Here is a 13917-nt window from a genome sequence, read left to right as displayed (position 1 = left end):
GGATAAAGTGGTTTATATAAAATAAAAGGCCTGAAGATTATTCTTCAGGCCTTTTATTTTTAAGTTTAATATTGGACTAGATGTTAAAAGTTAATGAGAGAATAACATCCGTAAATTTAGATTCAATTCTTGCAGAATCAGTTAATCCAATGGTATATAATTGATAGTTCATGTCTCTTTCAGATTGGCTAAACGCTAAATCTAAATTAAAATTTCCAAAGCTGTAACCCAGGCCAAGAGAATAAGCAGTTAAATCACCAAAAGCATTATCATCTTTATAAGGGCTTTCTTCAAATCGATAGCCGCCTCTAAAACTAAGTTGTTTGTAACGATATTCACCACCGAATCTATATGTAGAAGCTGAAGTTAGAGAGTCACTTATATCGGTATTTAGATTCGAAAAATTAATATTAGTAGTTGTTCTAAATTTTACGCTACTATAATCTTTAACCGTATAATCAAAACTTAATAATCCTTTACTTCCAAAAACATAGGCAAGACTTCCCGTAATTTTTCCTGGAGTTTGTAATTTGTATTCAGGATATAAATTTACCACGTCACTAATATAATTAATATCTGGATCTGCATTATTAGAATTAATTCCTTGTATTAATTCTTCACTTATTCTATACCATGTTGGAGAATTATATGAGACACCTGCTCTCAATTCTGGTGTTAATTTTGCAATTGCTCCAAGTTGAAAAGAAAAACCACTACCATTAGTAGTTAGTATATTATCGAAAGTAACATTATTTACAATTGATCCATTGTTTGAATTAGTTTCATTAAGCCTAGAAAACTTTTCATAATTAATAAAGTGAGTATTTAAGTTTACTCCTAAAAATAGTTTATCGTCGTATTCTGTAGCAAGATTAAATGCAAGCTTTCCATTATATCCTGTCGCAGAGTAGAGATAATCTTGATTGAAATTTCCAGGAGAAATATTAGAAACATAGTTAGTTTCATCATTATTGGTATTATCATCTAAGTTTTCTGGATCAATTATACCAGACCAATAGCCTAAAAATGCTTGTTGAATATTGTAACCATCATTTGGAATGTTGCCTATATCCATGTAAGCTTCCTCAATAAACTCACCTTGCTGAAGTTTTAAAATACCAAAAGGAATTTCTAAATTGTTTGTTATACCGAGGAAATAACTGTCTATTGAATTGTTATTTGTGCCTCTAGCAACCCATTCATCATTAAAATCTGCAACACGATCATATGCTGCACTTAATGTAAATTTTTTCCAAGGAGAATTAATATCTGTATTCCTGAAGACAAATGTAGCTCCTAATTGATTCAAATCTAGAGTAGAATTTGAAGATGAGTTTATATTGTTGAGATAATTAATGTCATTATTTATATTAAAAGATCCTATGGATACTGTGGCCCGACTATCATTAAATATGGCAGAACCAGCAGGATTTATATTAACGCTAGATAAATCGCCTCCTAATGCACCAAAAGCACCACTCATAGCTCTAAATCGAGCTGTACCTTGAATTTCATCCATAGAATATCTTACGGCATCTGTAACGTCTTGTGCTAAAATATAAGACGTACTTATTAAGCCTATGCAAAGCATAAGTAATTTTTTCATAACTAATTTTTTGAAATTTGGAATTAAATTAAAGTTTATCCACGTCCACGTCTTCCGCTACTAGAAGATCTGCTACCAGACGATGATCTTGAAGAACTACTAGAAGATCTTGCACTGCTACCTGAAGACGATCTAGAGCTACGAGAACTTGACCTTACGCTTCCCGATGATCTAGAGCTACTGCTACTTCTAGATGATCGCATTGTTCCAGAAGACCTTGTAGTCCTTGATGGACGAGTCACCCTTGTGTTATTGGATCTTGTTGTTCTAGTAGATCTTGTTGTATTTGTAGGAGTTGAGCTCCTAGAAATTCTAGTAGATCGACTAGTACGAGTTGTACCTGAATTTCTCAATGTTGAATTATTAGATCTTACTCCAGTACTTCTTGTATTTCTTGACGTAGTTGCTGCATTAGATAGCCTACTTGTAGAATAACCACGTCTCGATATTGCAGAATTACTTCTAGAATATTGACGGCTTAACCCATTATTGTATGCCAATGATCCTCTTCTGCTATTACTGTAAGCATATCTATTGTTTCGATAGTAACCATTGTTCCAGCCCCAATTGTTATATCCTCGCGGATACCAAGCATTCCAACCCCAGTTATTCCAGCCATATCCGTAGCCCCAACCAACGTTCCAACCCCATCGGTGATTCCATCCCCAAGAGTCCCATCCCCAACGATTCCAACCCCAAGGTCGTCCCCAACCGTATGAAGCAAAACCAAAACCACCATTCCACAACCATGGATCATTCCATCCAAAGCCATACCAACCATTATCAATTACATTAATGGTAACAGTACTATTGTTTTGCCCCCAACCACCATAAGCTGGTCTTTGTTCTAGGGTGTCTTGAGCTTTCTCAATATAGTTTCCTTCATAAGAATCTATATCTGTAAAAATTTCGTTTTCCTCTTTTATAGCCTCAACTTCTGCTGAGTTCTCTGCGAAATAATTTTTATAATAATTTGAGTCACTAGTAGATGTAGTGGCTACTGGTTGCTCAACTTCGGTTTCATATTCATCAGTATAAATACCGTCATTGTCATATCCTGCATATTGAAAGGAACCACATGAAGTTAACACAGCCATTAAGCCGAGTGCAACAAAAAATGGCAATTTCTGTTTTGTAATAGTTTTAAATTGCATATCTCTTATATTTTATTGTTGAACAATACAAAAATAGTTAGTTTTGCTGAACTATTTTATTATTTAACATAAGCACAATATCTGTGCCAAAACACTGAAAATGAGTAAAAATCTTACGAGTAGAGCTGAAGATTATTCTAAATGGTATAATGAATTGGTTGTTAAAGCCGATTTAGCAGAGAATTCTGCGGTTAGAGGTTGTATGGTCATAAAGCCTTATGGTTATGCTATTTGGGAGAAAATGCAAGCTGAATTAGACAGAATGTTTAAAGAAACTGGTCATGTAAATGCTTATTTTCCATTATTTGTTCCTAAAAGTTTATTTGAAGCTGAAGAAAAAAATGCTGAAGGTTTTGCTAAGGAATGTGCTGTTGTTACACATTATAGATTAGAAAACGATCCGGATAATGAAGGTAAATTGCGTGTAGATCCTAATGCTAAATTAGAGGAAGAGTTGGTTGTAAGACCAACTAGTGAAGCTATTATTTGGAATACCTATAAAGGTTGGATACAATCTTATAGAGATTTACCAATTTTAATAAACCAATGGGCAAATGTAGTACGTTGGGAAATGCGTACACGTTTGTTTTTAAGAACAGCTGAGTTTTTATGGCAAGAAGGTCATACAGCACATGCAACAAAGTCTGAAGCTTTAATTGAGGCAGAACAAATGAATAATGTATATGCAGAATTTGCAGAAAATTTTATGGCTATACCAGTTATAAAAGGTGTGAAAACTGAAAGTGAACGTTTTGCAGGTGCTGAAGAGACCTATTGTATTGAAGCTTTAATGCAAGATGGAAAGGCATTACAAGCTGGTACGTCTCACTTTTTAGGACAGAATTTTGCCAAAGCATTTGATGTTAAGTTTACTAATAACGAAGGGAAGTTAGACCATGTTTGGGCAACATCTTGGGGAGTTTCTACACGTTTAATGGGTGCTTTAATAATGACTCATAGTGATGATAAAGGTTTAGTTTTACCTCCAAATCTGGCTCCGTTTCAGGTAGTTATTGTTCCTATATATAAGAACGATGAGCAATTTGAATTAATTTCTAAAAAAGCGAATGCTATAAGTAATGAGTTGAAAGCTTTAGGAGTAAGTTGCAAGTTCGATAAAAGAACGACCCATAGGCCAGGTGCTAAATTTGCTCAACATGAGTTACAAGGTGTTCCTTTAAGAATTGCTATAGGACCGAAGGATTTAGAAAATAATACAGTTGAATTAGCAAGACGAGATACTTTGACAAAGGAAATCGTTGAAATGGAGGATTTAACACAAACGATTAAGGATTTGCTGGTAAAAATTCAAAGTGAATTATTCTCAAAAGCATTAAATTTTAGAGATTCACATATCACAGAGGTTGATGACTTTGAAACTTTTAAGAAAGTTTTAGAGACTAAAACTGGTTTTGTTTCGGCACATTGGGATGGTACAGCAGAAACTGAGCAGAAAATAAAAGAGTTAACTAAAGCGACTATTAGATGTATTCCTATGGATAATAAAAAGGAAGAAGGAACATGTGTTTATAGTGGGCAATTATCAACTCAGCGAGTACTTTTTGCAAAAGCTTATTAAAAAAAAATCAAAAAAATTATGATAGTAGTTGCAACATTTAAAAATAGTTGTATTTTTGCATCCGCAATGGAAACATTGTAGGTTCATTTAATTAGTAAAATAACCAAATGGCCCGTTCGTCTATCGGCTAGGACGCCAGGTTTTCATCCTGGTAAGAGGGGTTCGATTCCCCTACGGGCTACAATTTTAATAAGAAAAATAAAATGGCAAATCATAAGTCAGCTTTAAAAAGAATTAGAAGTAACGAAAAAAGACGTGTACTTAACAGATATCAGCATAAGACAACTCGTAATGCTATAAAGAAATTACGTGAGATTACTGATGCAAAAGAGGCACAAAAAATGTTACCTTCTGTTATTAGTATGATAGATAAGTTAGCTAAAAAGAATGTTATACATTCGAATAAAGCTGGTAACTTAAAATCTCAATTAACTAAACACGTTGCTGCAATTTAAATTGTAGTTCCTACTAAGATATTAAAGTCTTTCCTTATGGAGAGACTTTTTTTGTTATACACCTATTGCTTATTTTTTATAGGTCTTATTATTAATACTACCTTTACACCAAATTTTTAATGATGCATAAAGCAGGTTTTGTAAATATTATTGGTAATCCTAATGTTGGTAAGTCCACATTAATGAATGCTTTTATTGGTGAAAAGCTATCTATTATAACATCAAAGGCTCAAACAACAAGGCACCGTATTTTAGGTATTGTTAATGGTGAGGATTTTCAGGTTATTCTAAGTGATACTCCTGGGATTATAAAACCAGCTTACGAGTTGCAAGCCTCAATGATGGATTTTGTAAAGTCAGCGTTTGAAGATGCCGATGTTCTAATTTATATGGTTGAGATTGGAGAGAAGGAACTTAAGGACGAAGCGTTTTTTAAGAAAATTACCAACTCTAAAATTCCAGTGTTATTATTATTAAATAAGATTGATAAATCTAATCAAGAACAGTTAGAGGAGCAATCAGAAATATGGCAAAATAAAGTTCCAAATGCTGAATTTTTCCCTATTTCGGCCACTGAGGGTTTTAATGTTCAGAATGTATTTAATAGAATCATTGAATTGTTGCCTAAATCTCCTGCATTCTACCCTAAAGATCAATTAACAGATAAGCCAGAACGTTTTTTTGTAAATGAAGCTATTAGAGAAAAAATATTAATGCATTACAAAAAAGAAATTCCATATGCTGTTGAAGTAGATACAGAAGAGTTTTTTGAAGAAGACAATATTATAAGAATGCGCTCTGTGATTATGGTAGAGCGAGAAACACAAAAAGGGATTATAATTGGTCATAAAGGCTCTGCTTTAAAACGTGTTGGTGTAGAAGCCCGTAAGGATTTGGAAAAATTTTTTGGTAAGCAAGTCCATTTAGAGCTGTATGTAAAAGTCAATAAAAACTGGAGAAATGACCAACGTCAACTTAAGCGCTTCGGATATAATCAACGATAAATGCTTAGTGTGTTTTTCATAAAATTGTGTAGTCGGTGCATTTCTGGCTTTCCTTTAGTTTGGCCTAATCGTCCTGTAAAATAAAGTATAAACCAAATTACTACCATTAGTACTGCAAGCAATAGCTGAATAGAATAGGAGCTATTTAAAGTTGCATTTGTATAAGCCCAAACTCCAAATCCAAGGAATAGTCCAGCAACAATAAAGTGGAAAAACATAAACATGGTCCAAACTGTAGGATTCGGCCCAAAAAGACCATGGACAGTTGAGTTTTTATCGTCCTTTTTATTGATTTCTAAATGCAATTGTGGTGACCAAAAATGTTGTTCGGATTTAGGGAATTTAATAAACACATGATCATCTATCCGAGACACAATAAACTCAGATTGGTTGGTTTTAGTTGTTTCAAATCCTTTTAATAGTTTTTCGTTGTTGGAATTGACATTAAACTTAAAACGTGGCCTTAATACTATTTCATTTGAAAGCTCCATTTTAATTAATTGCTAGAAAAATAACCTACTTCAGAATTAGAAATTCACAACGTCTATTTATCGAAAATTCTGTTTCGGTACAATTATCTCCACAAGGAACTAAAGGTTGCGTTTCCCCATAACCTTTATAAGTTAAACGATTTCTAGAGATGCCGTTTTCAACAAGATATTCTAAAGTCGCTTTGGCTCTTTTTTTGGATAATTCTAAATTAAACTCAAATCCTGCCCTAGAATCTGTATGTGCTCCAAGCTGTATTTCCATTCTTGGATATTTTTTCAGTAATGCTACTAGTACATTTAAGGTATTTGCGGCTTGCGGTTTAATATCCCATTTAGCAAAATCGAAATAAATGTTTTCTAATTCAATAAAAGTATTGCCATCTTCATCGTCAGTAACAATTTCCTCAGCGTCTTTATATGATTCAATTTCTAACTCTATATTAAATTCTATGTTTCCGCTATCGTTGGTATCAAAGAATGTAATTTCTGGGATGTATTTTGGTTGGAAACCTTCTAATGAATAACTTTTATTTGGTTCTGTTTTTAGCTTATAACGAGCATCTTCACCGGCAATCACTTCAGAAATCATATTACCATCTTCATCAAATAAAGTTACTGTTGTGTTTGGTAATAATTCGCCCGTTACTTTATCGGTAACCAATCCTTCAATGAAATATTCTCTTTCTGTCGGAATACGTTCAAATGTATATATATTATCGATACCACTTCGATTAGAAGATACATACCCAGTGTTTAATGAATCTACAACAACGAATGCAAAATCATCTTTTTCGCTATTAATAGTTTCACCTAAATTAAGAGCATCTAAAAATTTACCCTTGTTTACACTACTCGAAAATAAATCTAATCCTCCAAAACCATATTTGCCATTTGAGGCAAAATAAAGCGTACTATCTTTAGCTACATAAGGAAAATGCTCTCTGCGCTCTGAGTTAATGGCTGGTCCTAAATTTACAGGCTCTCCAAACGTATTATCTTCTAATATATCTACATAAAAAATATCAAAAGAACCTATACTATTGGGCATATCACTAGAGAAAAATAATTTAGTTTCATCGCTATTGAGAGCAGGATGCATAGTAGAATAGAACTCACTTGAAAACGAGACAGGTTCTATATTGGTCCATTCATTATCTACTAATTCTGCCTTAAATATACTTACAACTGCGACTTTAGTAGAATCTAAATCTACACGTTTTTTTAAATTTCTAGAAAAGTACATTGTTTTACCATCTTTAGTAAAGACGGCACTACTTTCATGTTGTTTTTTAGTATTTATAGCTTTATCAAATGGTTTAATGCTATCTATTATGATGGTATCACCTTTTGGAATTTCGGCCTCATATAAGTCTAAATAGGGCTTTCCATTCCATTTATAATTAGGGTTTTTTAAATTTTGTGTTGATGCAAAAACAACTTTATTTCCATATAAACCAATTCCAAAATTAGAACCGCCTAAATCTTGGGTAATGGGTTTCAATTCGTATTCGTAAGGAATAATACGTTTTAATATTGATTTAAAATTTTCTGTACTAAAAGGATCGTTAAGATGCACCGTTGAAACCTCATCGGCTTCTTCATAATTTTTTGTTCCTTTTAGTACATCGTAATATTTTAAATAAAAAGATTCAGTAAGTTCCGACTCTATTTTTCGGTCATAAATCTTTTTATAGACTTTGTAAGCTTTTTCAAATTCAGAATTATAATAATAACAATCACCTAACTTTTCTAATGTTTTAGCAGTCTTTGGTAGTTTAGAATAGATTTCTGCTGCGTCAACATAGGCTCTATTTTCGTAAAGTTTATCCGCTTTTTCCTTAGATTGAGAAAAAGATACATTGCTAATAACTAAAGCTGTTAATACGATAAATAATTTAAACGTTCTCATTTGTCTTTAATTAGAAAAATCTTGGTGATTTATCATAGCCTTTACCTAGTTTACTTATATCAAATAATAGAAATACCTCATGGGTTCCAGAATTAAACCTTCCCAAATTTGATACTGTATAATCATAAGCGTAACCTATTCTTAAAGTAGGTGATACAGCTAAATTAGCTAGAGCACTTACTGAATCATCAAACCTGTATGAGGCTCCAAATTCTACTTTATTATTAATTAAAACATTTGCTGTAAAATCTACAGCTATTGGCGCACCAGAAACCTGTTTCGCCATAAAAGCAGGTTTCAATTTTAGTTTATCATTTAAATTAAATACATAACCACCTGTAAAAAACAAATGTATATTTTCCGATCCTTCTGTAACAATACCACTGTCTTCATCAAGATGTTTTGATTCTAATAAATTCGGTGCAGAAAACCCCAAATAATATTGGTCTGTAAAATAATATAATCCGGCTCCAATATTTGGAAATGTTCTACTTAAGTTCTCAGCAAAAGCAGGATCTGGCAGTGGATCTGAGTATACAAAGCCATTAAAGTCAGTACTAAAAAATGTGGCACCTGCTTTTACACCAAATGATAATTTTGAATTGTCACCTGTAGGGATTACATAGGCAAAATCTACATAAGCATTTGTTTGTTTTACAACATCACCAATTTGATCGTGAATAATAGATAAACCTCCTTCTAATCGATTAGTAAATTTTGTGTGCGCAAATAAAGTTCCGGTTGTAGGTGCGCCGACTGAACCAACCCATTGCGAGCGATAGATTAATCCAAGATTTATAAGAGAGCTATCATCCGTAGCGTAAGCCGGATTTAAAACACTCATATTATACATATATTGAGTGTATTGAGGATCTTGTTGTGCAAACGATTTTAAACCTAATATTAGGATAAAAAATGTGATGCTATATGTTATAAACTTATTTATCATAATTATCTACTCAAGTACACTCTACCTTGTAATGGAGAACGTATGCCATCATTAAATTCTAATATGAAGAAATAAACACCTACTGGTAAAATTTTACCACTTTTTTTAGAAGTACCATCCCATCGATTTGATGTAATATCTCCTTCATATAGTATATTACCATATCTATTATAGATACTTAATTTAAAATTAGGATATAACTCATTTAGATTTACTATATGGAAATCGTCATTGATATTATCTCCATTTGGTGAGAAGCCATCTGGAATGATTAATTCTAAAATACAATCAATAAAAGTAACTGTAACAGCTAATCTTATAGTGCTTTCACAACCTGATTCTGCTTGAGTTGAGGCATAATAAGTGACTCCATCTTGGAGTAATTCACTTTCGGAATAAGCAATGCCACCATTAGGCATGTTATACCATATTATCGTTCCTGGACTAGTAATGTTTTCTGTGAGATTGGCTATAGTTGGGTCGTCAAATTCACAGAAATCTGCACCATCGGCACTTATTACAGGTGTAGGTATGTCTGGAATAATTATTTCTATTGTGTTTATTGAAGAAGTATCTGCACTACAAAATTCGCCTTCAAAATACAATTCGGTTAATGTTAATATAGTTATACCAGGATTAGGCAACAAATTTTGTGGAACAGTAAAAGTAGTACTTCCTGAAGTTATAGTAATAGTAAAAGTATTAGAAGATGTGTTTGCACCAGTAAGATCATATGCAATAGTATAATTACCATCTGCCAATTGGGTAGCACCATTAATATCTACTACGACATCATTAGCAAAACAAACAAAACTATCTACAGTTAAAGTTAAGCCTGTTGCATCAGGTATATTTCCTATGGTTACATTAACTGTAGCTTCATCAGATAAATTACATTCAGTCGAAGTTACGGTGTATGTATATATTCCTGGAGTGTCAATTGTAGGATCAAAAATTCCTGTTCCACTGTTTAGGGCAGGAGACCACGTACCACCAGAATCTGGTGTTCCTTCAAGGCTATCAAATAAATTTACAGTACTGGTTTCGTCAATACAAAGATCTAAAATACCATCATCGCCTGCGTTTGGTAAAGGTCTAATTGTTACGGTAACACTTGCTGAATCATCTGGGCATAATGACCCTTCATTAGAAATGGTATAAACATAAACTCCAGCAGGATCTACGCTTGGATCAAAAATTCCAGTATTACTTGTAAGTGTTGGTGTCCAAAACCCACCAACCTGAGGTGTACCATCCAAGCTGTCAAATAAATCTACAGGGCTGTCATTACTGCATAGTTCTATTGAACCATCATCTCCGGCATCATTTAAATCTGAAAAAGAAACAGTTACTGTTGCAGAACTAGTACCGCATATATTATTTATGGAATATGTGTACATTCCTTCTGGGTCTACATTAGGATCGAAAACACCAGTTCCACTAGTTAAAGCAGGAGACCATGTACCACCAGTATCAGGTGTTCCTGAAAGCGAATCAAATAAATCAACTAAATTTGTTGCATTACACAAATTTAATGTACTATCGCCTCCAGCATTTGGTTGCTCTACTACAGTCACAATAACACTTGCCGAATCATCAGGGCATAATGAACCTTCATTAGAAAGTGTGTAAACATAGGTGCCAGAAGGATCAACACTTGGGTCAAATACTCCCGTTCCGCTAGTTAAGGCAGGAGACCAAGAACCACCTGGTTGAGGTGTACCTCCTAAGCTGTTAAATAAATCTACTGGTGAATCATCAATACAAATATCTAGAGTACCATCCTCACCGGCATCATTTTGGTCATTAAAAGATACGGTAACAATAGCAGAGCTACTTCCGCAAATATTGGTTACAGTATATGTGTAGGAACCTTCGGGATCTACATTAGGATCAAAAATTCCTGTGCCACTTGTTAGAGAAGGAGACCAAGTTCCTCCAGCATCTGGCATGCTCGCTAATGAATCAAATAAATCTACAGGGTTTGTTGCGTTACATAAATTTAAAGTTCCATCAGTTCCAGCATTTGGTTGTTCTGTAACAGTGACGATTACGTTAGCAGACGCATCAGGACAAGTTGCTAAGTTACTTACCACTGTGTAGGTATATGTACCACCAGCATCTAAACTAGGATCAAAAATACCTGTCCCACTTGCTAACGCAGGGAACCAAGTTCCACCTGTATCTGGTGTACCTTGCAAACTATTAAATAAATCGATTGGTGTATCAGAGATACAAATTTCTACAGCTCCATCAGTTCCAGAATCAATTGGGTCCGCTATAGACACTGTAACTGTAGCTGAACTATCACCACAAGTTGAAGGTATGGTGTAGGTATAAATCCCTTCTGCATCTACATCAGGATCAAAAACACCAGTGCCACTTGTAAGCATAGGAGACCACGTTCCACCTGTGTCTGGCATATCTCCAAGGCTATTAAATAAATCAACAGGACTACTAGTGTCGCATAACTCAAGAATTCCATTTGTTCCAGCATTAGGCGCCATTTCTACTGTAACGATTACAGTTGCTGAATCATCGTCACAAGGTCCAGATTCCGATATTGTATATGTATAAGTTCCTTCAGCATCAATACTAGGGTCAAAAACACCGGTACCACTTGCTAATGCAGGAGACCAAGTACCACCTGTTCCTGGTGTTCCTGACAGAGAATCAAATAAATCTACAGGACTATCATTAGAACATAAGTCTATATTTCCATTAAGTCCAGCACTTATGAATGGTGCAACCGAAATGGTAACTGTAGCACTAGCATCAGGACATGGTGTTGTACCTAAAACTGTATAAGTATAAGTGCCTTCAGGGTCTTGTGTAGGGTCAAAAATACCAGTACCACTTGCTAAAGCAGGTGACCAAGTACCACCAGAATCTGGCGTACCTCCAAGGCTATTAAACAAGTCAATTGGACCATCATTATCACATACTTCTATTGTAGTATCTATACCAGCATTTGGTTCTGGTACAATTGTAATGGTAACAGTTGCAGAAACATCTGGACAAGGAGCTGTTCCGGTTAAAGTGTAAGTATATGTGCCTTGAGAATCTAATGTTGGATCAAAAATGTTTGTTCCACTAGCTAAAGCAGGTGACCAAGTTCCACCAGTTTCGGGTGTTCCACCAAGATTATCGAATAAATCTATAAGGCTTGTGTCATTACTACATATTTCAAGTGCACTACTTGTTCCAGCATCAGGCAATTCATTTACGGTAACAGTTACTGTGGCAGAATCTTCAGGGCATGGTGCATTGCCGGAAAATGAATATGTATATATGCCTTCTACATCTACTAATGGGTCAAAAACACCTGTTCCACTAGCTAAAGCTGGAGACCAAACTCCACCAGTATCTGGTGAGCCACCAAGACTGTTAAATAAATCTATAGTACCATTAGTATCGCAAATAACTAAAGTGCCATCTTCACCAGCATCTCTAAATGGTGTAACCGTCACTGTAACTGTTGCAGAAGCATTAGTACATGGTGCTGTTCCACTAACAGTATAAGTGTAAATACCTGCACTATCAATAGAAGGATCAAAAATACCAGTTCCACTCGCTAATGCTGGAGACCAGATTCCTCCAATTTCTGGCGAACCACCAAGACTGTTAAAAAGGTCTATAGGACTATTAATACTACATAAATCTTCTGTGCCATCAGTGCCAGCGTTAGGCTCTGGGAAAATTGTTACTGTAACTGTAGATGATGCGTCAGGGCAAAGATTCGTTGAACTAACTGTATAGGTGTAAACCCCTTCAGGATCTATACTTGGGTCGTAAACACCTGTTCCACTATTAAGAGCAGGTGACCAAATACCTCCAGGTTCAGGTGAGCCTCCCAGTAACGTAAATAAATCTACTGTATTTGTATCTGTTTCACATATATCTATTGTCCCATTAGTTCCTGGATCTGGACCATCTCTTAAAACAGCTAATACTGCAAATCTTCCTGTACTTTCACATGGAGGATCTACTGTAGTTGCATAATAGGTCTGTCCGTTTACTAAAGGTGTGTTTTCTGGTAATGGTAATGCTGAGAATAATGAGATATACCAATTATTTGTACCACTTGCTACCAAATCTGCAACCGTAGGAGTGAATTGCGAAGAGAAACAAAACTCTTGAATCGCATCTCCAGTAGGTATTGGAGTAAAACCAACGTTTACCAATACTGAAAGTCGCGATGTTCTACAACCTGTATCCGGATTTGCTTGGTCAGCATAATAAATAGTATCATCGATTAAAACCGTATTGTCATTTAAAGGTAAACCTCCAGACGCTGTTAAATACCATTCTACGTCGTTACCGATAGCAACTAAATCTGCAACTGTTGCAAGTGTAGGATCATCTAAACAAACTCCTTGAAAATTTTGCCCAATTGGTGGACCATATATGGTAACATCTACTCTTTGTCTTGTACCACAAGTCCCAGAACTATCATCTGCATAATAATCTTCACCATTTACTAAACTTTGGGAATTTATTAGTGGAGTAGTTGATGTTGCAGAATCATACCATACAATACCGCCACCATTATCTATAGCAACTAAATCTGAGACTAAGATAGATTCGAGGTCACAAAATGACTGATTGCTATTGGTTACGGTAGGACATTGTGCATTAACAGATGTTAATCCAAAGATTAAAAATGTAAGAAACAAAACTACAAGAGTAGGCTGAGATTTTGTACTATTCTGTTTGGCTTTCATTAAAAAAATATACTAATTGTAGTTGTTGAAATCGATGCCATGGATT

At 34.7% G+C, this 13917-nt stretch carries 9 protein-coding genes and 1 tRNA gene; 4 read left to right on the top strand and 6 right to left on the bottom strand.

All coding sequences use genetic code 11. The features are described from left to right. Positions 1 to 76: 76 nt before the first annotated feature. The gene (locus tag H8K90_RS13260) at positions 77 to 1606 is read right to left on the bottom strand and encodes an OmpP1/FadL family transporter (protein WP_186846465.1); all 1530 of its coding nucleotides are present in this window, start codon (positions 1604 to 1606) and stop codon (positions 77 to 79) included. Positions 1607 to 1641: 35 nt separating this feature from the next. Continuing rightward, positions 1642 to 2760: a hypothetical protein gene (locus H8K90_RS13255; protein ID WP_186846464.1), complete on the bottom strand. Its 1119-nt coding sequence runs from the start codon at positions 2758 to 2760 to the stop codon at positions 1642 to 1644. 100 nt (positions 2761 to 2860) lie between these two features. Here H8K90_RS13255 and proS point away from each other — a divergent pair, with 100 nt between their 5' ends. From proS to era, 4 genes are all read left to right on the top strand, one after another. Continuing rightward, on the top strand, positions 2861 to 4339 hold the full coding sequence (proS, locus tag H8K90_RS13250; RefSeq protein WP_186846463.1) for a proline--tRNA ligase: 1479 nt from the start codon (positions 2861 to 2863) through the stop codon (positions 4337 to 4339). A 109-nt stretch (positions 4340 to 4448) separates the two neighbouring features. Then, positions 4449 to 4520 (top strand) — tRNA-Glu (locus tag H8K90_RS13245). 22 nt (positions 4521 to 4542) lie between these two features. Next, entirely contained in the window at positions 4543 to 4794 is a 252-nt protein-coding gene (rpsT, locus tag H8K90_RS13240) for a 30S ribosomal protein S20 (protein ID WP_186846462.1), read from the top strand. 119 nt (positions 4795 to 4913) lie between these two features. Then, on the top strand, positions 4914 to 5798 hold the full coding sequence (gene era, locus H8K90_RS13235; RefSeq protein ID WP_186846461.1) for a GTPase Era: 885 nt from the start codon (positions 4914 to 4916) through the stop codon (positions 5796 to 5798). On the opposite strand, the gene H8K90_RS13230 is transcribed toward era, so the two are convergent. Genes H8K90_RS13230 through H8K90_RS13215 form a run of 4 tightly spaced genes read right to left on the bottom strand, consistent with a single transcriptional unit; the run spans position 5789 to position 13871 of the window. After that, the gene (locus tag H8K90_RS13230) at positions 5789 to 6289 is read right to left on the bottom strand and encodes a GTP-binding protein (protein WP_186846460.1); all 501 of its coding nucleotides are present in this window, start codon (positions 6287 to 6289) and stop codon (positions 5789 to 5791) included. The two genes, era and H8K90_RS13230, sit on opposite strands and share 10 nt — an antisense overlap. A 25-nt stretch (positions 6290 to 6314) precedes the next feature. Next, on the bottom strand, positions 6315 to 8198 hold the full coding sequence (locus H8K90_RS13225) for an OmpA family protein (protein ID WP_186846459.1): 1884 nt from the start codon (positions 8196 to 8198) through the stop codon (positions 6315 to 6317). 10 nt (positions 8199 to 8208) lie between these two features. Then, positions 8209 to 9147, bottom strand: a complete 939-nt coding sequence (locus H8K90_RS13220) for a PorP/SprF family type IX secretion system membrane protein (RefSeq protein ID WP_186846458.1) — start codon at positions 9145 to 9147, stop codon at positions 8209 to 8211. Between the two features lie 2 nt (positions 9148 to 9149). Continuing rightward, positions 9150 to 13871, bottom strand: coding sequence for a gliding motility-associated C-terminal domain-containing protein (locus tag H8K90_RS13215; protein ID WP_186846457.1), 4722 nt, complete (start codon positions 13869 to 13871; stop codon positions 9150 to 9152). Positions 13872 to 13917: the final 46 nt, after the last annotated feature.

It is taken from the genome of Winogradskyella echinorum (genome assembly GCF_014297365.1).
Taxonomy (GTDB): domain Bacteria; phylum Bacteroidota; class Bacteroidia; order Flavobacteriales; family Flavobacteriaceae; genus Winogradskyella; species Winogradskyella echinorum.
The sequence above is the reverse complement of the archived record's forward strand: the minus strand, read 5'-3'. Positions and strand labels throughout refer to the sequence as shown.

Coding starts and splice junctions, on each gene's coding strand:
- H8K90_RS13220 (WP_186846458.1), bottom strand. CDS start 9,147: ATGATAAATAAGTTTATAACATATAGCATCACATTTTTTATCCTAATA.
- H8K90_RS13260 (WP_186846465.1), bottom strand. CDS start 1,606: ATGAAAAAATTACTTATGCTTTGCATAGGCTTAATAAGTACGTCTTAT.
- H8K90_RS13255 (WP_186846464.1), bottom strand. CDS start 2,760: ATGCAATTTAAAACTATTACAAAACAGAAATTGCCATTTTTTGTTGCA.
- H8K90_RS13215 (WP_186846457.1), bottom strand. CDS start 13,871: ATGAAAGCCAAACAGAATAGTACAAAATCTCAGCCTACTCTTGTAGTT.
- proS (WP_186846463.1), top strand. CDS start 2,861: ATGAGTAAAAATCTTACGAGTAGAGCTGAAGATTATTCTAAATGGTAT.
- era (WP_186846461.1), top strand. CDS start 4,914: ATGATGCATAAAGCAGGTTTTGTAAATATTATTGGTAATCCTAATGTT.
- rpsT (WP_186846462.1), top strand. CDS start 4,543: ATGGCAAATCATAAGTCAGCTTTAAAAAGAATTAGAAGTAACGAAAAA.
- H8K90_RS13225 (WP_186846459.1), bottom strand. CDS start 8,198: ATGAGAACGTTTAAATTATTTATCGTATTAACAGCTTTAGTTATTAGC.
- H8K90_RS13230 (WP_186846460.1), bottom strand. CDS start 6,289: ATGGAGCTTTCAAATGAAATAGTATTAAGGCCACGTTTTAAGTTTAAT.